Raw genomic sequence first — 20,575 nt, forward strand, 5'->3', positions numbered from 1 at the left:
ATATTCAGATGGACATGAAAACAACAGGATCCCCCGAAGGCTGCCCAATGGGTTTTGACGGCGGCGCACGCTCGCTGCTCGGCCGTACCAATCGTGACTGGTGGCCCGATGCCCTGCAGCTCAACATTCTCACCCAGAACGGCACGTCGCCCGATCCGATGGGTCCCGACTTTGACTATGCCAAAGCCTTCAAGGCGCTTGATTATCAGGCGCTGAAAGAGGATCTGAAAGCACTGATGACCGATAGCCAGCCCTGGTGGCCAGCTGATTATGGTCATTACGGGCCCTTCTTCATTCGCATGGCATGGCACGCGGCCGGCACCTATCGCACCGGCGACGGACGCGGTGGCGCTTCCAGCGGGCAGCAGCGCTTTGCTCCGCTCAACAGCTGGCCGGACAACGGCAATCTCGACAAGGCGCGTCGCCTGCTGTGGCCGATCAAGAAAAAATATGGCGCGCATATCAGCTGGGCAGACCTGTTCGTGCTCACCGGCAATGTCGCGATCGAGTCGATGGGCGGACCGGTATTCGGCTTTGGCGGCGGTCGCAAGGATGTCTATGAACCCGAAACCGATGTCTATTGGGGTTCGGAAGAGCAATGGGTCAATGAAGGCGTGCCAACGCGCATCAACCCCGACGAAGGCAAGGCGATCGAAAATCCACTCGCCGCAATCCAGATGGGTCTGATCTACGTCAACCCCGAAGGCCCCGGCGGCAATTCGCAAGATGCCGAAGGCATGGCACGCGATATGAAGGAAACTTTTTCCCGGATGGCGATGAACGACGAGGAAACCGTTGCGCTCACCGCCGGCGGTCACGCGTTTGGCAAATGTCATGGCGCGGTCCCGCCGGATCAGCTGAGCGGCGACCCGGAATCCGGCGACCTCCACCTGATGGGCTTTGGCTGGGCAACTGATCCCGAGCAGATTGGCGAGGGTCACATTACCACCTCGGGTCTCGAAGGCGCGTGGACCCCGAACCCCACGCAATGGGGCGGCGATTATTTCCGCCTGCTGTTCAAATATGATTTTGAGCTGGTCGAGAGTCCGGCGGGTGCCAAGCAATGGCAGCCGATCAACCCGGACCCAGAGGACATGGCGCCCGACGCGCGTGATCCTTCCAAGAAGGTCCCGACCATGATGACCACAGCCGACATGGCGCTGAAGCGCGACCCGGATTATCGCAAGATTTCCGAGCGCTTTCGCGATGACCAGGCGGCGCTCGATGATGCGTTTGCGCGGGCATGGTTCAAGCTGACCCACCGCGACATGGGACCCAAGGTGCGTTACCTTGGACCGGATGTACCGGCTGAGGATCTGATCTGGCAGGACCCCGTGCCCGCTGGTGCCCAGGCATCGGACAGCGACGTCTCGGCGTTCAAGTCGAAGATCCTGGACAGCGGTCTTTCCGTGTCCGAACTGGTCAAGGCAGCCTGGGCGTCGGCTTCCACCTACCGCAAAAGCGATCATCGCGGCGGCGCCAATGGTGCGCATGTGCGGCTTGCTCCGCAGAAGGACTGGACGGTCAACGATCCTGACGAGTTGACGCGCGTGTTGTCGCAACTCGACGAGATGCGCGGCTCGCTGTCGATGGCGGACGCTATCGTCATTGCCGGTTCGGCGGCGGTCGAAAAAGCGGCCAAAGACGCCGGCTTTGATGTCACCGTTCCGGTAACAACCGGCCGCGGCGACGCCACGCAAGAGCAGACCGACGCAGAAAGCTTCGAGCCGCTTGAGCCCTTTGCCGACGGCTTCCGCAATTATCTGAAGACCAAGGCGGGTGTGAAGACCGAAGATCTGCTGGTCGACCGCGCGAATCTGCTCAATCTCTCGATCCCCGAAATGACCGTGCTGGTCGGCGGAATGCGGGTGCTGGGCGCCAATAGCGGTAACAGCAAACATGGTGTGCTGACCGATCATCCGGGTCGACTGACCAACGACTATTTCGTCAACCTGCTGCATATGGGTACGGCATGGACAGTTGTCGACGAGTCGGGTGACGAGGAATTCATCGGTACCGATCGCTCAACCGGTGAGCAATTGTGGACCGCCACGCGAACTGATCTGGTCTTCGGCTCCAATTCGCAACTGCGTTCGGTTGCCGAAGTCTATGCCGAGGACAGCCACAAGCAGAAATTTGTCGAAGATTTCATCGCGGCCTGGACCAAGGTCATGAATGCCGATCGATTCGATCTGGCCTAGGACCTGCTGATATACGCCCGCAGAAACGGCCCGCCGAGATGATCAGCGGGCCGTTTTTTGTGCTGAAAGGGTTTTCTATTTCAATCGCGCTTTCGCCGCTTCCCAATTCCGGCCGTCAAATTTCCTGATCCCCGGTGTCAGGTCATGACCGATATCCAGGCAGTTATAATTGACGCTCCATGCACCCGGATGGGAACGGGGTTGATAGAAGCTTTTGACGCCGCATTGGCTGCAGAACAGATGATCCGCCTGGCCGCTCCCGAATCTGTAGCTGGTGAGAACAGCCCTGCCGGTGACCAGAGTAAAATCGGGATGCGGCACAATCAGATGCAGATAGGCTGTTCGCGCGCAGATTGAGCAATTACAATCAAGCAGTGCCGGTCGCTTCCGGACTTTTGCTGCAAAGCGGACAGCGCCGCAGTGGCAGCCGCCAACGATGCCGGATTTCACTCGGCTTGTTCCCGATCAACATTGTCATCGGACCGCGGCTGGAAACGGAGCGATAGCGGCGTGATGAAGCCGCTGCTGTTGATGCGTATCCGGACGATTCCCTGCAAGGATGGATTGGCCAGCTTGGCGTCATATTCGCGCGCGGCGTCCTGGGGCACATAGATGCGGTCGCGGAGCAGCCCATCATCGCCTTCCTCGCTCCACGGGTTCACTTTGGCGGTTGCATCGCAGACAGCCGTTGAAGATGAATCGGGGCCGATCAGATCCTGGACAGCCACGCTTCTGATGCGCGGCGCAGCCCCGGTGATGCAAAGGCCTTGCCGCGATCCAGACCAGGTCGGGATATCCCCTTCGCGAACGGTGGGCCAATCATAGCGGAACTGGACATAATGTCCGCGCAGCAAATCCCGCGGATCATAGCCAGCGATCGGCACATCCCATTCCGTCCCCTGATCCGAATCGCTGTCGGTCAGCCACCAGATCAGGCCGAGTCCGAGTAGTGGCAACAGCAGCGCGATCGGCAGGAAGAAGCGACTGAACCGGTTCATCGATCGCCTCCCTCGTTCCTTGCGTCGCTGGCAGGCATTCTGGCGGGTGCAAAGGCCTTGGAGAAACGGTAAGCGACGACAGCGATGGCAATGGTGATCACTCCGGCAAGGATCAGCCCGAGGCCGCTGCTCAACAGATCCGATGCCAGTTCGAAACTCAGGATGATCAGCCGCAGCGCGATTACGGCGACGACCATCTGGAAAATATTGCGCCAGCCAGCCTGGTTCGCGCTCCAGCCAATCGCGGCCCAGAATGCCATGAACCATATCGCGCTGATCACGGGTTCAGTCGATGGGAGAGCGCTGCTGGCAGAGTTAATCGTGGCGGCAGCCAGCAATATTGCGGCCATGCCGATACCGGCGGCGGTACGGTGGAAGGCATAGATGAGCAAAGCCGCAGCGCCCCAAAGGGCCAGCTGGATCGTTGCTAAGGTAATGACAGCCGCTTCGGATCCGAAGAGTCCGCCTGTCATCAGGCCATCCGCTATCAGTTTAAGGGTCACGCCGGCGACAAAGGATGCCAGAGCAAATTGTCCAACCTGCTTCCAGAACAGCTGTCGTGAGCTGATTGTCCTTGCGAATACGCCAGCGAGCAACGCAAAAACCGGGACGCTGGTGATGACCGCGATATAGAGCGACGGCAGCTCGCTGCTTTGTTGCGTATACCAGCTCCAGTACGCGATGGCGGTGCCCAGAAGGCCGGCGACCCAGAGCAGGGAAATCAGCCAGCCTCGACCGGCCAGCAGCAGCAGCGGTGAAAATAGCAGCAACCACGTCGCCAGCGGCTGCCATAACGGGGAACTGGTCTGATAGACCTGGCCCAGATGACCAAGAAAAGTGGCGCCGAGAAAGGCGAGGATGAACAGCAGCACATCCTTCAGATAGAGTCCGAGAAAGCCATTGCGCGGCTGGAGGAGAAAAATGACCGCGGCAACGGCTGTGATCAATATCCCGTGAACCGTGAGCCGGATCATGCCGGGAATATCGTCCCAATTGGCTGCAACCAGGGAGATGATGCCCAGACCGATGGCCAGGGCACCCAGCCCGATCAGCGCCCAGAGGCCCAGAGGCCGTGACTGATCTGCTTCATATTCCCGGAGGCGCAGCGCCGTGTCGGCATCGATCAGGCCGGCATCCAGCCAGTTTCTTATTTTTCTGTCAGACAATCGTCGATCCTCGCTGCCACTGCGGGCTACGCGAGACTGGTCCGATTGGCAAGTTCAGAGCGTGGCAGGCGCTTCGCACTGCTGCGCCGGGATCAATCCCGGACTTCGGTGGTATGAATGTCAATTCTGTTTTCCAACGTCCTGTGGACCGGACATTTCTCCGCAATTTCAAGCAGCTTTTTGCGCTGCTCGTCGGTCAGATCGCCGCGGAGGGTGATCGAACGATCGATCACGTCGATCCGCTTGTCGGCCTTGTCGCAGTCGTGACAATCCTCGGCATGTGCGCGGCTGTGTTCCAGTTCCACATGCACGCTTTCCAGAGGAATATTCTTGCGATCCGCATACATCTTCATCGTCATCGAGGTGCAACTGCCCAGCGCGGCGAGCAACAGGTCATAAGGCGACGGACCGCTGTCGGTGCCGCCGAAAGATTCCGGTTCATCCGCCAGAAATTGATGATTGCCGATCCGAACCGTCTGCTGGAACTTGCCGCTGCCGGTCTCGACCGTCACATATGAGGGGTTTTCTGCCATGCTCATTCCACCGTGACCGATTTTGCGAGATTGCGGGGCTGATCGACATCGGTGCCTTTGGCAACCGCCACATGATAAGCGAGCAGCTGGACGGGCACGGCATAGACCAGCGGGGCGATCAGCGGATGCACCTTGGGCATCTCGATCGTCGCCATGCAGCCCTCGCCGGCTTCGGCAAGACCTGCGGCGTCCGAGATGAGCACGACCTTGCCGCCCCGCGCCATGACCTCCTGCATGTTCGACACGGTTTTTTCGAACAACGGCCCGGATGGTGCGAGCACGATGACCGGGACCGCTTCGTCGATCAGGGCAATCGGTCCATGTTTCATCTCGCCCGAGGCATAGCCTTCGGCGTGGATATAGCTGATTTCCTTGAGCTTGAGCGCGCCTTCCAGCGCCAGCGGATAATCGGGACCGCGGCCGAGATAGAGCACATCGCGGGCCGGTGCGATCAGATGGGCCATTGCGGCGATATCCTCATCATGGGCCAGCGCTGCGTTCAGCGCTGCCGGCGCTTCGGTCAGATGCCGCACGACATCGCGCTCTTCATCCCGCGTCATCTGGCCTTTGACGACGGCAAGATGCGCGGCAAGCGCCGCCAGTACAGCCAGCTGGCAAGAAAAGGCCTTGGTCGATGCGACACCGATTTCCGGACCGGCGTGGGTGGGCAGCAACAGATCGGCTTCCCGCGCCATCGAACTGGTCGGGACATTCACGACCACGGCAATTTTCTGGCCATTGTCCTTGCTGTGACGGAGCGCCGCCAAAGTATCGGCAGTCTCCCCGGATTGGGATATGAACAGGGCCAATCCGCCAGACTCGAACACCGGATCGCGATACCGAAACTCCGACGCGAAATCCAGATCGACGGGCACTCGGGCAAAACTCTCGAACCAGTATTTTGCGACCATGCCGGCATAATAGCTGGTCCCACAGGCGACGATCGTGATCCGCTTGATGTCGCGCAGATCGAAGTCCATTTGCGGCAGCGCCACCTGCTGTTCGAGCGGCCTGATATAGCTTCGCAAGGTCTGGGCAACCACGGTCGGCTGCTCGAAGATTTCCTTCTGCATGAAATGGCGATAATTGCCTTTTTCGATGGTCGCCGCAGACACGCCGGATGTCGTTATTGCCCGCTCTACCGACTGGTTGTCCTTGTCATAAATTGCCGCGCCATCGCGCGTGACCACGACCCAGTCACCTTCTTCCAGATAGGCGATCTTCTGGGTCAGGGGTGCCAGGGCCAGGGCATCGGATCCCAGATAGGTTTCGCCGTCGCCATAGCCGACCACCAACGGTGATCCGAGCCGTGCGCCGATCAGCATATCCGGCTGAGAGCGAAAGGCAATGGCGAGAGCAAAGGCTCCGCGCAACTGCGGTAAAATGGCCTGCACGGCTTGTTCCGGCGATTTGCCGCTTTCGACCTGTTCACTGACCAGATGCGCAACAACCTCGGTATCGGTCTCGCTTTCAAAGGATCGTCCGCGTGCGGTCAATTCTTCGCGCAGGGCCTTGAAATTTTCGATAATGCCATTGTGGACCAGCGCCACTTCGCTTGTTGCATGGGGATGCGCATTGTACGTTGTCGGCGCGCCATGGGTCGCCCACCTTGTATGCGCAATCCCGACATTGCCGACCGCATCGTCATTTTTCAACACTGCAACCAGATTGGCAAGCTTGCCCTCGGCCCGGCGACGGATCAGCTGGTTATCGTGCACGGTACAGACACCGGCGCTGTCATAGCCGCGATATTCCATCCGTTTGAGCCCATCGACCAGTCGATCCGAGACCGGTTCCTTGCCAACTATTCCAATGATTCCGCACATGCTTTTCGGGTCTTTCGCTTCAGAGGGTATAAGGTACGCGAATTCCCGGCATATTGGCAGGGAAGTCTTTGGTATTGCGGGTTACGAGAACGCGACCCCGCGTCATCGCGGTTGCGAGTATGATGGCGTCGGACGATTTGAGGCGCGGGCGTTGCCTGCGCAGCGCCGACGCCCGTTCCGCTATTTCTTCGTCAATCTCGTCAATTCCGAAACCCGACATGAGAATGGACGCCCTGCGCAACTGCTCGTCGGTGCCTTTGGCCAGGACCTCTATCCAGACCATGCGACTGGCCCAGGGGCGCAATCCACCCGCCGTTGCACGCCGGATTTCCGAGCGCGCCGGCTCGAAGCCCGCAAGGGCGTCAATTATGATATTGGAATCGAAGGTGAAGCCGCTCACGTGCTTTTTGGCTTATTGGATTCGGGATATTGACCGGCAAGCATGTCCAGATGGATTTGCCGTTGCCGGTCATCCTCGTCGTCGAACAGATCCGGGAACTCGGCTTTCACCTCTTCATAGTCATCGTCCCATGGCCGCGTCGAACCGGCTCGTTGTCGCCGCTGCCAATCAACCGCGTCGCCAATATCAGTGCGGTCCTTCCATGCGCCAAAGCCGATATCGAGCCAGTCTTTGGGGGCTTCAGAACGATAGGCGCTGACCGCATCCCGCAGCAATTGCGCTCGCGACTTGCCCAACTCCGCCGCCTGCGCGTCGAGCCATTTCACATCGTCTTCGGGAAGATCAGCCAGGATACGGGTCATTATGATATATTGATATCATATCATGATATCATGTCAATGAATTTTTGGCGGCGTTGCGCGAATGACGGGAAATCAACGAAAGCCGTGGCACCAAAAAATGTCCAACCCTCACTTCCCTGCCTTTTTCTTCAGCATCGCCTCGCGAAATTTCTTCGCCCAACCAACCCTTACCTTCTGTTCCGAGCGCACCAGCGCCAGATCATCGGCCGCCACGTCTCTGGTGATCGTCGCCCCGGCGCCAACAATCGCGCCATCGCCAATCGTCACCGGAGCAACCAGCGCGCTGTTCGAGCCGATAAATGCGCCCTTGCCGATCACCGTCCTGTATTTCAGATAACCGTCATAATTGCAGGTAATCGTGCCGGCGCCGATATTGGCACCCTCGCCCACTTCGGTATCGCCGAGATAGGTCAGGTGATTGGCTTTCGCGCCCTTGCCGAGCGTGGTTTTCTTCATTTCCACAAAATTGCCGACCTTGGAACCCTCTTCCATCACCGAACCGGGCCGCAGGCGAGCAAAAGGCCCGACTCTCGCATTCTCTCCGATTTGCGCGCCTTCGATATGGCTGTGACCATAGATGACCGTACCGCTGGCAATGGCAACGCCGGGACCAAATATGACATTCGGTTCTATCACGACATCGGGAGCAATCTCCGTATCATGAGAAAACCAGACTGTTTCAGGAGCGATCAGGGATACGCCATCCGCCATCGCCCGCGTGCGGCGGCGCTGTTGCCATTCGCCTTCCATGGCCGCGAGTTCCGCCCGGCTGTTGACGCCGGCCACCTCGGCGGGATCTTCAACTTCGATCACCGCGCTTTTCTGGCCAGGCAACATCACGATATCGGGCAGATAATATTCACCCGCTGCATTGTCGTTGCTGATCTGGTCGAGCAGGATGAACAGGTCGGTTGATCGCGCCGCCATCAGGCCGCTGTTGCACAAATTGACTTGGCGCTCCGTATCGCTGGCATCCTTATATTCGACCATTTTCGTGATTTCGCCCTGGTCATCGGCGATGATCCGGCCATAGGCACCGGCGTCATCGGGACGGAAGCCGAGTACGACGGCACGCGGGTCTGAGCCATTGTTCAGCCGGTAGATCATTTCGCGCATCGTGTCGGCACCGACCATTGGCACGTCGCCGTAGAGGATCAGCACATCACCGGCGAAGCCTTTCAGCGCATCATGGGCCTGCGCCACGGCATGGCCCGTGCCGAGCTGGTCTTCCTGAACCGCGATTGCGACATTGCGGCCGGCTACGCTGGCCTCAATCTGCCCTCGCCGCGCGCCGACGACAATGACCGTGCGCTCCACCCCGATCGAATCGACGGTATCGAGCAGATGATGCAGCATCGGCTTTCCGGCAATCGGGTGCAGCACCTTGTGCGTCTCCGATTTCATCCTTGTGCCCTGTCCGGCGGCCAATATGATTGCAGCTAGCGGGCGGTCGGTCATCGGGTTACTCCGGAGCAAATTGGGCAAAAGAGGCGCTGGCTCGGCCATTTGCAGCGGCTAATGCCATGCAAACGGGACTTAAGCCAGCGTGATTTACGGTCTATTGGCAGGTTCATTTCGATGGCTTTCCACCTTTCCGCCACTTGGTCCACAAATGCCGGGCCAACATCATCGGCGGCATCCGCAGCCAGTGTGAACGGACGTAAAAGGCCAGGCGAGTCAGCTTCCGCGTTTCCCGTCCATAGCCGTCGCGCGCCAGCAATCGCCGGACATAGAGATAGTCGGCAAATTCGGTTTGACCCGCCCGATATTTATAGACCGGGGTGTGATAGAGGCGCGCTGCCAGGCGCAAGCCTCTCTCCATCTCCTGCACCAGATCATGGGTTTTCGCCCGAACCCCCAATTCTGTCCAGAATTCCTCGTCATCCTGAGCAAACTGCCGGATCAGGAGGTTGATGTCCCACAGATTGCGCAATCCGCCCGCCAGATCGCCGTCGGCAAACAGATGGGCAATGGAATGGAGGACCATGTCGGTCGGCGCCATGACATGGAGGCCATTGTCGAGCGCAATCGCATTGTCCCGCATCGCCTGCGCATCGGGCGTCGGCCTTGCGGTCAGCGGCAGCGTCGTATGATGGACGTCGATCATCCGGTCGCGCTCGCGGTGGATCAGCGGCGGCAGCTCATGCATATGGTCCCGGTAATATTGGTCATCATAGGGATCGGGCTTCACCCACTCCCAACCGGCATCAAGCAGGGTGGACTCGACCACCGCCAAGTCATCCCGGGCCACCATGATATCGAGATCGCCGATGCTGCGGCCCACGCCGGCATCGAGATTTGCCGCAACATAAGCGGTGCCTTTCATCAGTACGATCTTTCCGGAATAATTGATCAAGGCCCTGCGGGCACAATCGGCTTCCCACAAGGCCTGCTGGCGCGCCAGATCATGCGCGCCGATGGCGTCGTCCAGGACATATTGCATGCAATCCGGTACGGATATGCCCTTGAGCCGATGAGCCAGTGAGCCGATCAGGGATTCCGCGCGCGCGACACTGACCAATTCGGACCACTGGCTGCTGGTCAGCGTCGCGGCGCTTGCCGGTTCGCGCAGAGCACGAACCAAGAGAGCTGCGTCCCGCATCATGGCAGCTCGCTCCACAGGCTTTCGATCAATTGTTCAGCCTGTTCGGTCGATTGATAATCCATCGCCTTGACGGGGACGGTATCGACAAACCGGGTGAGCGCACGAAAGCCTGCCTCTCCCAGCGCAACATAATTGGTCGAGGCCTGAGTGAGCCGAACGAATATTTCCGATTGCCCCATGTCTCGCAGCGTCGGTGCGTGGCCAAAGCGGGGAAAGAGCAGCAGCGCCGGCGCGGCGGGCTCATCCATCCTTGCCAATGCTGTCTTCGGGGGAACAAGATGCCGGATATCGCCTTTCGGCGTGGCTTTCATTTCCGGACCAAAACGGCTCGCCGGGGCAACTTTCTGCATCGCCCCGATCGCCTCGTTTTTCAGGCTGATCAGGCGTGGAAACGGCACGAATTGGCCGGAATCGAGGCTCAAAAGGGCAAATTCATCACCCATGAAACGCCAGCCACGTTCGGCCAGCATGGCGGATAAAGTGGATTTTCCCGAACCGGAAAGACCGGTCATGATCAGCGCCTTGCCGTCTTTTTCCACACTGCTGGCATGGAGCAGCAAATGCCGCCGCCAGCCGAGCGCCATTTGCAGGTTCATGCCCATTTCGGCAGCCAGCAATCCCTGGGCGAGCGGCAATGGCGCAGCATCCGGCAGCCAGAAGTCGCCACCGATATGAACCGCGGGTCGGAGATAGCGTCGCCAAGGCTTTTCCGGCTCGAGACGAACCGTGAAGTCGACCATTGGATCAGCAGGTGCCGGATAATCACGGTATAAGGCCTCCAATTGATCCAGAGGTTGCCGCCATGACGAAGCGATCCGGAAAGCGGCGGGCCCGATCCTGAGCAGAATCTGATGCATATCCCGCATCAATCCGCCGCCCGCGTGACCAGTCCCAATCCGGAAAGCTCTTCCAGCCTGGCGATGACGATCTGTTCGGCATCCGTCTCCGTCTCGACGTCAAATTCCGCAATCAATCGCGACGCGATTTCAGCCGCGGTGAGGGGCAGATCTTCCATCACTGCCAATATCGCGGGAGCGGGTTCGGCCAGCATATGGGTGATTCCCGACGGACGATGAAACAGCAAAGTCATGCTGTCCAGATCATGCCAGAGCAGATCATCCTTTGCGGCGGCGCGATATCTCCGGGTCATGATTACCTGCGATTCTGGTAGGACATGCAGGTCTGATAGCAGCCAAATGTTAAAAAGGGGTCGCGAATATCAGCGGGGCATTTGCAGCGATGCATAGCAGGTAAAGCCGCTCTGGCCAGCCTGCAGTCTGCGGATATAATTCACATAGGCCTGGGACTGGTCATAGGACGTGCCGGGCAGCGTCCGTCCGTTCATCGCACGCCGCACTTCTTCGCCGGTGAAATTTCGGCCTGCTGGCGGAAAGGCGCCGGGTGTATCAGCCGAAACGACCCTGCCGGCGGCATCGATATGCCCGCCCGTCGTATTATTGGCAGGGACCGGAATTTCGCAGTTGAGTACCGAACCGGCGGTCTGGGCCAGTGCCGGCTTGATACTGACCACCGCCGAAGCCGTTATTGCGCCCATCATCAAGGCACGACGGCGGGTCACGATTCCGTTATTCCGGTCAGCATCGGCTGACGATTCAGATGGAAGGTGATCTTTCATCGCGTTGCTGTCCTTGGTTTTCCTAGCTTCCGATTGCCGCACATACGCAGAAATCCGGTTAAAAGCGAGCAAACAGTCCGTCGCTGCGCGCCGCGTCCATATTCGGGACATAGACACGAAATTCGTTAACAAGGCCTCTACGGGGGAACGCGCGGGCCAGAGCGCTGAAATATTCCCATTGCCGATCCGGTCCGGCGCAGCCTAGATGGGTGCTATGAAAATGTCAGAATCGGCAAGATGACCTCCGTCTCCCCCTTGCGCTTGCTGGTTGCTCTGGCCTTCATTCTGGGTGGTGCCCTGCTGGCAGGCCTGCTGCAGCAGCCCGGACAACAATTTCTGATTGTCGTCGGCAGCGGCTTGATTGCCCTGTTCACAGTTCTGCAGGATCCGCCTGCCCCGCCATTGCCGGACCCGGCCACGCTGGAACGGCAACGCAAACGGATATTATACCAGGGCCGCTCTGAAGCCTATCAGGATATCATCAACCCGATCACGGATCCGATATTGCTGGTGCGCAATGCAAAAGTTGCGGCGGCCAATTCCGCTGCGGCCAAAGTTTTGGGCGATCATATCGTCGGCGAGGATGTGCGGATCGCTATTCGCCATCCTGCCGCTGCTGACCGACTTGCCAATCCCGACGCCCAGCATACCGGGGAGCCTATCTTGCTGGTCGGCGTCGGCAGCACCGACCAGAGATGGGAACTGCGCATCAACACCTTGCAGGACGGCCTGAAACTGGTGCAATTGTCGGATCGCAGCAGCCGCTACGCGGCAGAGAGAATGCGTACCGACTTCGTCGCCAACGCCAGCCACGAATTGCGTACGCCGCTGGCCGCGATCAAGGGCTTCCTGGAAACTCTGGAAGATCCAACGGCTGGCAAGGATGATGCGACCCGCACCCGATTCCTCAAAATAATGTATACCGAAGCCGATCGCATGCAGCGTCTGGTCGAGGACCTGATGTCGCTTTCCCGGATTGAAGCAGAGAAATTCGAACTGCCTTCGGAACAGATAGATCTGAGTGAACTGGTCGGCGAAGCGCGCGATTTTTACATCAACAGTCGCGGCAAGAAGGAAGCCGAAATATTGGTCCATCTGCCGACCGATGTCCCGCTGATTCACGGAGATCGCGCGCAATTGGCCCAGGTCGTGAATAATTTGCTCAGCAACGCCTTCAAATATGGCAAAAAGGGCGCTCCGGTAACGATCAATCTGGCACCCAACAAGGCTGGAACGATGTTATGCCTTGCCATCAGCGATCAGGGCGACGGCATCGCTGCCGAACATATTCCCCGGCTTACCGAGCGTTTCTACCGCGTCGACAAGGGCCGCAGCAAATCCATTGGCGGGACCGGCCTTGGGCTGGCCATCGTCAAGCATATTACCGAACGGCATGGTGGCCGAATGGAAATCGCCAGCGATGTCGGCGTCGGCACGACGGTCTCGGTGCTGCTCCCCATAGCGGGCAATTCCATCAGTTCTGCCGATCGCCAAAATCTGTCACCATAACATGCATTCGCGGACGAAATTCCGTCAAGAAGAACGGCCCATGATCCATCGTCACATATCCGTAACATATCTGTAATGATCAGGACATTGCGCCTCCCTAGAAGCCACGCCAACGAGCCTGTGATTCTGGTCTTTGCGAGCCTTTGCCCTGGACCGACCATAGACGAACTGGGGATTTTTCCATGTTAAGACAAATCGCATTGCTTGCGGCCGCCTCCTTTGCGCTCTCCGCTTGTCAGGACCAGGCGTCCGGCGGTCAGAGCGGGACCCGCAGCGAAATCCGGATTGTCGGATCGTCTACCGTTTTCCCCTTTGCCAAGGCTGTGGCCGAACAATATAGCATCAATGGTGCCAATCCGTCGCCGATATTGGAATCGACCGGAACCGGCAGCGGGTTGAGCCTTTTCTGCTCTGGCGTGGGTGCGAATACCCCCGACATCGTCAATGCATCGCGCCGGATCAAGCGTTCAGAGCTGGAATTATGCCAGACAAATGGCGTCACCGACGTCGTTGAAGTGCAAATCGGGATCGACGGAATTGCCATTGCCCAATCGAAAAACGGGCCTTCCTTTTCGCTCACACCTGCCCAGATTTACAAGGCCATTGCTGCGCGGCCTTTTGGCATAGAGAATAGCACCGAAAGCTGGTCGGAAATCGATCCCTCGCTTCCAGATCTTCCGATCAATGTCTACGGGCCCCCATCCACGTCCGGCACCCGCGATGCGCTCACCGAACTGATCATGGAGGTCGGTTGTATCACCGATCCCGCCACGAGAGCGCTGAAGGACAGCGATGAGGAAGAATTTAAATCGATCTGTCACGAGATAAGGGCAGATGGCGCCTATATCGACGCAGGCGAAAATGATAATCTGATTGTCCAGAAGCTGACTGCGAATCCCAATAGCGTGGGTATTTTCGGCTATAGCTTTCTGGAAGCCAATCTTGACAATGTTCGGGGCATTGCGATTTCCGGTGTGGAACCAGGCTATGAGGCAATTGCATCCGGCGATTATCCGGGAGCCCGGCCGCTTTATGTCTATGCCAAGAAGCAGCATGTCGGCGTCATACCGGGGTTGCAGGACTATCTTTTGGCCTTTGTCAACGCAGGCACAAGGGACGGCTATCTGGCAAAGGCCGGGTTGATTGTCTCGCCGGACAATGTACGAGAAAACATGACCGAAGTGGTACGCAATATGACACCACTTGCAATTGGCGAATTGAAATAAGCGCGCCTGAACAGGCGTATTTTGCAGATGATTTTGAAACAAGGGCGGAACCAGATATAGTGACAAGTGCGACGCTCCTTTTTCTCGTCATTGGCCTGGGTCTGATCGCTTGGTTCTTTGGCCGCCTGAAGGCGGCCGGAATGCAATCCGTCGGCAAAAAATCGCGCTCGGTTCTTCATTCCCTGCCCAATTATCATGGCTGGTATGTCGCATTATGGGCGATCATCCCTGCGGCCATTTTCATGACCGTGTGGAGTTTCGTCAGTCCGGCGCTGATCACCGATGCCGCGCTGACCAGCCCCGCTGCGGCGCAATTGCCGCAAGATGCCTTTTCTCGCGCAGCCATTCTATCGGAAGCGCGGGCCATCGCCTATGGCAATCAGGTCAATGCGTTTAATCCGCTATCGCAGTCCATGGTCGAACCCTATCGCGACGCGATTGCTTATTATCAGATGATCGGAGCGATCGCGGCATTGCTGATGGTTTTTGCTTGCGGCGTTTACGCGTGGCTGAAGATCAAGCCGGACCTCCGCGCGCGGACAAAAATCGAGCGGGTGACCATGTTGCTGCTGCTGCTCGCATCGCTGATCGCAATCATCACCACGGTTGGCATTTTCCTTTCACTGGTCTTCGAAACGATCCGATTCTTCTCGATGGTGTCGCCGATCGACTTTCTATTTGGCACGGAATGGAACCCGAAGGCAGTAGCCGGCCCGCGGGGCGAAACCGGATTTGGCGCGATACCGCTGTTCTGGGGCACGGTATTCATCGGCGCGATCATCGCCATGATCGTGGCGATCCCTCTCGGTCTGATGAGCGCTATCTATCTCACCCAATATGCCCCGGCAAGATTTCGGGCGTGGATGAAACCAATACTGGAGGTGCTCGCCGGGGTACCCACCGTCGTCTACGGCTATTTTGCCGCCTTGACCGTTGCGCCGGCCTTGCGTGACTTTGCCGTTGCGATCGGCATTTCCAATGCCTCTTCGGAATCCGCTCTGGCAGCTGGTGTGGTGATGGGGATCATGATCATTCCGTTTGTTTCCTCGATGGCCGATGACAGTATTGCCGCCGTGCCGAGCGCGATGCGGGATGGATCGCTGGCAATGGGAGCGACCCAGAGCGAAACCATCAAGAAAGTCCTGATTCCCGCCGCGCTCCCTGGCGTAGTCGGCGGTGTGCTGCTGGCCGTCAGCCGGGCGATCGGTGAGACGATGATCGTCGTCATGGCTGCCGGTCTCGCGGCCAATATGACGGCCAATCCCTTTGCCAGTGTTACCACCGTAACGGCCCAGATCGTCCAGTTGCTGACCGGCGATCAGGAGTTTGACAGTCCCAAGACGCTGGCTGCATTTGCCCTGGGCCTTGTCCTGTTCATCGTGACCCTGCTGCTCAACCTGATCGCCTTGCGGGTCGTCAAAAAATATCGGGAAGCATATGAATGATCTGATCGAAACCAGGCGTCTTCCGACCGACTGGCAGGGCGCCGAAATGCAGAAGCGCATTGCCCGGCGTTATTCGGCCGAACGTCGGTTCAAGGCCATGGGCATATCTGCAATCGTGCTTTCGGCTGGATTTCTGGCTTTCCTGCTGATCGTCATGGTGGGCAATGGTTTCCGCGGATTTACGCAAACGGAAATGCCGCTCCAGATAGATTTTCCCGCGGTTACCAGCGGTGCGTCGGCCAGTCAGTTTGAAGGGCCGAATGCAGATGCCAATTTGCAGGTCATGGGGCTGCGGGAAATTGTCGCTAGCAGCATTGAAATCCAATATGGCGAAGATGGTGCCAACCTGTTCTCCTCGGGCGCATGGACAGCGGTCAGCGCCATGATTCTCGATAATCCGGACATTGTCGAACGGAAAGCGACCGTATATCTGCCGGTCAGTTCGGAGATAGATATTGCCTACAAGTCCGGAGGCACTCCCGCTGCCGAACAGAAAGTTCGGCAATATAAGGATCGGCTTTCAACCGGGTTCAACTGGAATTTCCTGAGCAATTCCGACGCCACCGATCCGATGCAAGTGGGCATCTGGGGAGCATTCAAAGGTTCCTTGATCACGATGATCGTGACGTTGATGCTGGCCTTCCCGGTCGGCGTGCTGGCTGCGCTCTATCTCGAGGAATATGCGCCCAAGAACCGGCTAACCGATCTGATCGAGGTTTCGATCAACAATCTGGCTGCGGTACCGTCGATCATCTTCGGTCTGCTCGGCCTGGCGGTGTTTCTGAACTTTTTCGGCATGCCGCGATCCGGCGCGCTGGTCGGCGGCCTGACCCTGGCGCTGATGACGATGCCGGTGATTGTCATTTCCGGGCGCAATGCCGTCAAATCCGTGCCGCCTTCGATCCGGGAAGCCGCATTGGGTATCGGCGCAAGCCCTCTGCAGGTCGTGTTTCACCACGTCCTGCCACTCGCCCTGCCTGGCATATTGACCGGAACCATCATCGGGATGGCGCGGGCGCTGGGCGAGACCGCACCGCTGCTGATGATCGGCATGCGGGCGTTCATTGCCACACCGCCGAGCGGCATCACCGATCCGGCGACCGTGTTGCCGGTGCAGATTTTCCTTTGGTCCGACGAGGTCGATCGCGGCTTTGTCGAGAAGACTTCAGCGGCGATCATCATATTGTTATTATTCCTTCTGATCATGAATGCCCTGGCGATCTACCTGCGCAATCGTTTTGAAACCCGTTGGTAAATGTCCCGATGCACGACGATCAGAAAAACTTGAACCGAGCGAAAGCGTAAATATGACAGATTCGGCCACGACAGGCATGACCACCGATAGCGGAACGCCCAAAATGACGGCGCGCCATGTCGATGTTTTCTATGGCGACAAGCAGGCGATCAACGACGTCTCGATTGATGTGAACATGGACAGCGTCACCGCCTTTATCGGGCCGTCCGGTTGCGGCAAATCGACCTTCCTGCGCTGCATGAACCGGATGAACGACACAATTCCGATCGCGCGCGTCACCGGCGAAATCAAGCTGGAGGGTGAGGATATTTATGCCTCCAAAATGGATGTCGTGCAGTTGCGCGCTCGGGTCGGAATGGTGTTCCAGAAACCCAATCCCTTTCCCAAATCCATCTATGACAATATCGCTTATGGCCCGCGCATCCATGGCCTTGCGACTGGCAAGGAAGAACTGGACGAAATTGTCGAATCCTCGCTGCAACGCGCTGGCCTCTGGGGCGAAGTGAAAGACCGGCTGCAGGACAGCGGCACCGCATTGTCCGGTGGTCAGCAGCAGCGCCTGTGTATCGCTCGCGCCATCGCAGTGGATCCGGAAGTGATCCTGATGGATGAACCCTGCTCGGCGCTTGATCCGATCGCAACCGCCAAGATCGAAGAACTGATACACGAACTGCGCGGAAAATATGCTATAGTGATTGTGACACATAATATGCAGCAAGCGGCGCGCGTTTCCCAAAAAACAGCCTTTTTCCACCTTGGCACATTGGTGGAATATGGCGAGACGACCGATATTTTCACCAATCCGCGGGAAGAAAAAACGCGGGATTATATCACCGGTCGCTACGGCTGACTTATCGATGATTAGGAACAACCATGGTCAATAGTGGCACAGAACATACCGTCAAAGCCTTCGATTCTGACATCAACGAATTGCGCGGAATGGTCGCCGAAATCGGCGGCCGCAGCGAGCAGGCCATTGCCAAGGCGATGCGGGCGCTGGAAAATAGCGATCTGGAACTGGCGGCGGAAGTCGTCCGGGAAGACAAGCTGATCGATGATCTCGAAAAGCGGATCGACGAACTGACCTTTCAGACGATCGCGCTCCGGGCACCGATGGCGGATGACCTGAGGGAATTGATCGCCACGTTCAAAATATCCGGGGTGGTTGAACGGATCGGTGATTATGCGAAAAATATTGCCAAACGGGTCCCGCTCGTCACCCATACCCATCGGTTGAGGCCGATCTCGCTGCTTCCTTCGATGTCGAAAATTGCCAGCGAACTGGTCCGCGATTCACTCGATGCCTTTGCCCGGCGCGATGCCGAACTGGCGATGGAAGTGAACCGACGGGATCAGATTGTCGACGATTTCTACAACAGCATCTTCCGGGCGGTGATCACCCACATGATCGAGAATCCCAAGGATATTGGCGAAGCCGCGCATCTGCTGTTCATTGCCAAGAATCTGGAACGGATCGGTGATCATGCGACCAATGTTGCAGAGATGGTCTATTTCGCGGCGACCGGCGAACCCATGCCCGAGCGCACCCGGGGCGAGAATCCCACGACGCCGATCGATAACGTACCAAAGAATGGGGCCGACTGATGGTAAATGCCAAATTATTGCTCGTCGAAGACGATGCCGCGCTGGCGGAACTGCTGACCTGGAACTTCAAGAAGGAAGAATATGATGTCATCCATACTCCGGATGGCGAAGAGGCGCTGCTGCTGGTGCAGGAACATCGCCCGGATGTGATATTGCTCGACTGGATGCTGGAAAGCCTGTCCGGGATTGAAGTGTGCCGGCGGTTGCGGCGCTCGTCCGAAACCGCCAATATTCCGATCATCATGCTGACCGCTCGGGGTGAAGAGGAAGACAAGATCCGGGGGCTCGAGACGGGTGCGGATGATTATATCACCAAGCCGTTCAGCCCGCGGGAACTGATCGCGCGGGTCAAGGCGGTGCTGCGCCGGGTCCGGCCCGCACTGGCCGGGGAAAAGCTGACTTTCGGCGATCTGGAAATGGATACGGTCGGGCACAAGGTCAAACGCGACGGCGACACGATACCGCTGGGACCCACCGAATTTCGTCTGCTCCGTCATTTTCTGGAACATCCCAACTGGGTGTTTTCCCGCGAGCGGCTGCTAGACAGCGTCTGGGGTCAGGATAGCGATATCGAGTTGCGCACCGTCGACGTCCATATTCGTCGTCTCCGCAAAGCCCTGAATGCCAACGGCAGATCGGATATTATCCGGACGGTACGATCAGCAGGCTATGCGCTCGATACCGATGCTGCAGAAGGCTAGTTTTCTGGGCAGTACAGACCCGGGCGCACGGGCTTGACCTTCTAGTCGGCAACCAGTTTCAGCAGTTTGCGTTCGACCGGGGCAAGCACGGCCGACAGATCATGACCGCGCTTCAAGATCTGTCCCTGCTCCCCGTGCAACGACCACATGCCCTGCCGATTGCGCTCGGCCGGGCGTTTCTCGATCCTGATCTGGGGCCGCTCCGATGCCCGGCGGAAGGCGGCGAATATCGCCACATCGCGGCGCATATCCATGGCGTAATCTTTCCAGTGGCCGGCCGCGACCATGCGGCCATAGAGATTGAGTATGCGGTCGAGTTCGCGCCGCTCAAATCCTACCTGCGATGGCGTGATTCGCGGCGGAAAGGCCGATATGTTGGACTCGGAAAAACGCATCAAGCGCTGTCACGTCCCTTGGCCGCGATTCCACTGTCATCCCTGCTCCGTTCCTTGGCGAAAGCGGCAATACGCTTCTGCAACTGCTCCATTTCGCACTGCAAGATTTCCAGCTTTTGCGTCGACGGATCGAATATCTCGCTGCACGGCGTGCCGTAAGGAACAAATTCCTTCTGATAATCCTTGGCCTCGACCAAGGTCGGGCGCGCGCGGACACCTACCATGGTGGCACCCTCGGGAACGTTCTGGGTGACCACCGCATTGGCGCCGACCCGAGCCCGTTTGCCGACGGTGATCGGACCGAGCACCTGGGCACCGGAACCCAATATGGCCTCATCCTCAATGGTCGGGTGGCGCTTGCCCCCGACACCATTGGCCGGATTGGTCCCGCCCAGGGTCACGCATTGATAGATGGTTACATTGTCACCGATTTCGGCGGTTTCACCAATGACGGTGAATCCGTGATCGATAAACAGATTCCTGCCGATTCTGGCACCGGGATGGATATCGATGGCGGTCAGGAATCTCGAGAAATGGTTGATGAAGCGCGCGAAGAAATAGAGTTCGCCCTTGAACAGCCAATGCGCCACGCGATGCAGGCCGACGGCCAGCACACCCGGATAGAGCAGCACCTCCCACCGCGATCGCGGAGCCGGATCGCGCGCCTTGATGGAATCCAAATAAGCGCCGAGTGCCCGAAACATATATTTCC

22 protein-coding genes are annotated in these 20,575 nt (G+C 58.1%); 8 read left to right on the forward strand and 14 right to left on the reverse strand.

What is annotated here, in order from left to right:
* Window positions 1-8 precede the first annotated feature (8 nt).
* Window positions 9-2,201 carry a catalase/peroxidase HPI gene (gene katG / locus ACEW8J_RS08760; RefSeq protein ID WP_373491257.1) on the forward strand — a complete coding sequence of 731 codons (2,193 nt, stop codon included), beginning with the start codon at window positions 9-11 and terminating at the stop codon, window positions 2,199-2,201.
* 75 nt (window positions 2,202-2,276) lie between these two features.
* On the opposite strand, the gene ACEW8J_RS08765 is transcribed toward katG, so the two are convergent.
* The 12 genes from ACEW8J_RS08765 to ACEW8J_RS08820 form a co-directional block, all read right to left on the reverse strand.
* Complete coding sequence (locus ACEW8J_RS08765) at window positions 2,277-2,651, reverse strand: GFA family protein (RefSeq protein WP_373491258.1); 375 nt, start codon at window positions 2,649-2,651, stop codon at window positions 2,277-2,279.
* Complete coding sequence (locus tag ACEW8J_RS08770) at window positions 2,648-3,199, reverse strand: GDYXXLXY domain-containing protein (protein WP_373491259.1); 552 nt, start codon at window positions 3,197-3,199, stop codon at window positions 2,648-2,650. Before ACEW8J_RS08770 ends, ACEW8J_RS08765 begins: the two co-directional genes overlap by 4 nt.
* Window positions 3,196-4,365, reverse strand: a complete 1,170-nt coding sequence (locus ACEW8J_RS08775) for a DUF2157 domain-containing protein (protein ID WP_373491260.1) — start codon at window positions 4,363-4,365, stop codon at window positions 3,196-3,198. The genes ACEW8J_RS08770 and ACEW8J_RS08775 overlap by 4 nt, the downstream gene beginning before the upstream one ends.
* A gap of 92 nt (window positions 4,366-4,457) precedes the next feature.
* A complete protein-coding gene (locus ACEW8J_RS08780) occupies window positions 4,458-4,898 on the reverse strand; it encodes an OsmC family protein (protein ID WP_373491261.1) in 441 nt (146 codons plus the stop codon).
* A 2-nt stretch (window positions 4,899-4,900) separates the two neighbouring features.
* Window positions 4,901-6,724, reverse strand: a complete 1,824-nt coding sequence (gene glmS, locus ACEW8J_RS08785) for a glutamine--fructose-6-phosphate transaminase (isomerizing) (protein WP_373491262.1) — start codon at window positions 6,722-6,724, stop codon at window positions 4,901-4,903.
* 19 nt (window positions 6,725-6,743) lie between these two features.
* Complete coding sequence (locus ACEW8J_RS08790; protein WP_373491263.1) at window positions 6,744-7,124, reverse strand: type II toxin-antitoxin system VapC family toxin; 381 nt, start codon at window positions 7,122-7,124, stop codon at window positions 6,744-6,746.
* On the reverse strand, window positions 7,121-7,486 hold the full coding sequence (locus ACEW8J_RS08795) for a ribbon-helix-helix protein, CopG family (protein ID WP_373491264.1): 366 nt from the start codon (window positions 7,484-7,486) through the stop codon (window positions 7,121-7,123). The genes ACEW8J_RS08790 and ACEW8J_RS08795 overlap by 4 nt, the downstream gene beginning before the upstream one ends.
* A gap of 108 nt (window positions 7,487-7,594) precedes the next feature.
* Entirely contained in the window at window positions 7,595-8,944 is a 1,350-nt protein-coding gene (glmU, locus tag ACEW8J_RS08800) for a bifunctional UDP-N-acetylglucosamine diphosphorylase/glucosamine-1-phosphate N-acetyltransferase GlmU (RefSeq protein ID WP_373491265.1), read from the reverse strand.
* Window positions 8,945-9,056: 112 nt separating this feature from the next.
* Window positions 9,057-10,088 carry a nucleotidyltransferase family protein gene (locus ACEW8J_RS08805; protein ID WP_373491292.1) on the reverse strand — a complete coding sequence of 344 codons (1,032 nt, stop codon included), beginning with the start codon at window positions 10,086-10,088 and terminating at the stop codon, window positions 9,057-9,059.
* Window positions 10,088-10,948 (reverse strand): HprK-related kinase A, encoded by an 861-nt coding sequence (locus ACEW8J_RS08810; RefSeq protein WP_373491266.1) that lies wholly within the window; start codon window positions 10,946-10,948, stop codon window positions 10,088-10,090. The genes ACEW8J_RS08805 and ACEW8J_RS08810 overlap by 1 nt, the downstream gene beginning before the upstream one ends.
* 8 nt (window positions 10,949-10,956) lie before the next feature.
* Window positions 10,957-11,241 (reverse strand): HPr-rel-A system PqqD family peptide chaperone, encoded by a 285-nt coding sequence (locus ACEW8J_RS08815; RefSeq protein WP_373491267.1) that lies wholly within the window; start codon window positions 11,239-11,241, stop codon window positions 10,957-10,959.
* A 69-nt stretch (window positions 11,242-11,310) separates the two neighbouring features.
* Window positions 11,311-11,727, reverse strand: coding sequence for a hypothetical protein (locus tag ACEW8J_RS08820; RefSeq protein WP_373491268.1), 417 nt, complete (start codon window positions 11,725-11,727; stop codon window positions 11,311-11,313).
* A 237-nt stretch (window positions 11,728-11,964) separates the two neighbouring features.
* Between ACEW8J_RS08820 and ACEW8J_RS08825 the strand changes: the two genes are divergently transcribed.
* From ACEW8J_RS08825 to phoB, 7 genes are all read left to right on the forward strand, one after another.
* On the forward strand, window positions 11,965-13,236 hold the full coding sequence (locus tag ACEW8J_RS08825; RefSeq protein ID WP_373491269.1) for a sensor histidine kinase: 1,272 nt from the start codon (window positions 11,965-11,967) through the stop codon (window positions 13,234-13,236).
* Between the two features lie 182 nt (window positions 13,237-13,418).
* Window positions 13,419-14,462 (forward strand): substrate-binding domain-containing protein, encoded by a 1,044-nt coding sequence (locus ACEW8J_RS08830; RefSeq protein ID WP_373491270.1) that lies wholly within the window; start codon window positions 13,419-13,421, stop codon window positions 14,460-14,462.
* Window positions 14,463-14,521: 59 nt separating this feature from the next.
* A complete protein-coding gene (gene pstC, locus ACEW8J_RS08835) occupies window positions 14,522-15,907 on the forward strand; it encodes a phosphate ABC transporter permease subunit PstC (protein ID WP_373491271.1) in 1,386 nt (461 codons plus the stop codon).
* Window positions 15,900-17,162, forward strand: a complete 1,263-nt coding sequence (gene pstA / locus ACEW8J_RS08840; protein ID WP_373491272.1) for a phosphate ABC transporter permease PstA — start codon at window positions 15,900-15,902, stop codon at window positions 17,160-17,162. Before pstC ends, pstA begins: the two co-directional genes overlap by 8 nt.
* A 52-nt stretch (window positions 17,163-17,214) precedes the next feature.
* On the forward strand, window positions 17,215-18,012 hold the full coding sequence (gene pstB, locus ACEW8J_RS08845; RefSeq protein ID WP_373491273.1) for a phosphate ABC transporter ATP-binding protein PstB: 798 nt from the start codon (window positions 17,215-17,217) through the stop codon (window positions 18,010-18,012).
* A gap of 23 nt (window positions 18,013-18,035) precedes the next feature.
* Entirely contained in the window at window positions 18,036-18,767 is a 732-nt protein-coding gene (gene phoU, locus ACEW8J_RS08850; RefSeq protein WP_373491274.1) for a phosphate signaling complex protein PhoU, read from the forward strand.
* Window positions 18,767-19,468, forward strand: coding sequence for a phosphate regulon transcriptional regulator PhoB (phoB, locus tag ACEW8J_RS08855; RefSeq protein WP_323800497.1), 702 nt, complete (start codon window positions 18,767-18,769; stop codon window positions 19,466-19,468). The genes phoU and phoB overlap by 1 nt, the downstream gene beginning before the upstream one ends.
* A gap of 41 nt (window positions 19,469-19,509) precedes the next feature.
* On the opposite strand, the gene ACEW8J_RS08860 is transcribed toward phoB, so the two are convergent.
* Window positions 19,510-19,863: a DUF2794 domain-containing protein gene (locus ACEW8J_RS08860; protein ID WP_373491275.1), complete on the reverse strand. Its 354-nt coding sequence runs from the start codon at window positions 19,861-19,863 to the stop codon at window positions 19,510-19,512.
* Entirely contained in the window at window positions 19,863-20,567 is a 705-nt protein-coding gene (gene epsC / locus ACEW8J_RS08865) for a serine O-acetyltransferase EpsC (RefSeq protein WP_373491276.1), read from the reverse strand. Before epsC ends, ACEW8J_RS08860 begins: the two co-directional genes overlap by 1 nt.
* Window positions 20,568-20,575 lie beyond the last annotated feature (8 nt).

It is taken from the genome of Parasphingorhabdus sp. (assembly GCF_041748495.1).
Lineage (GTDB): Bacteria > Pseudomonadota > Alphaproteobacteria > Sphingomonadales > Sphingomonadaceae > Parasphingorhabdus.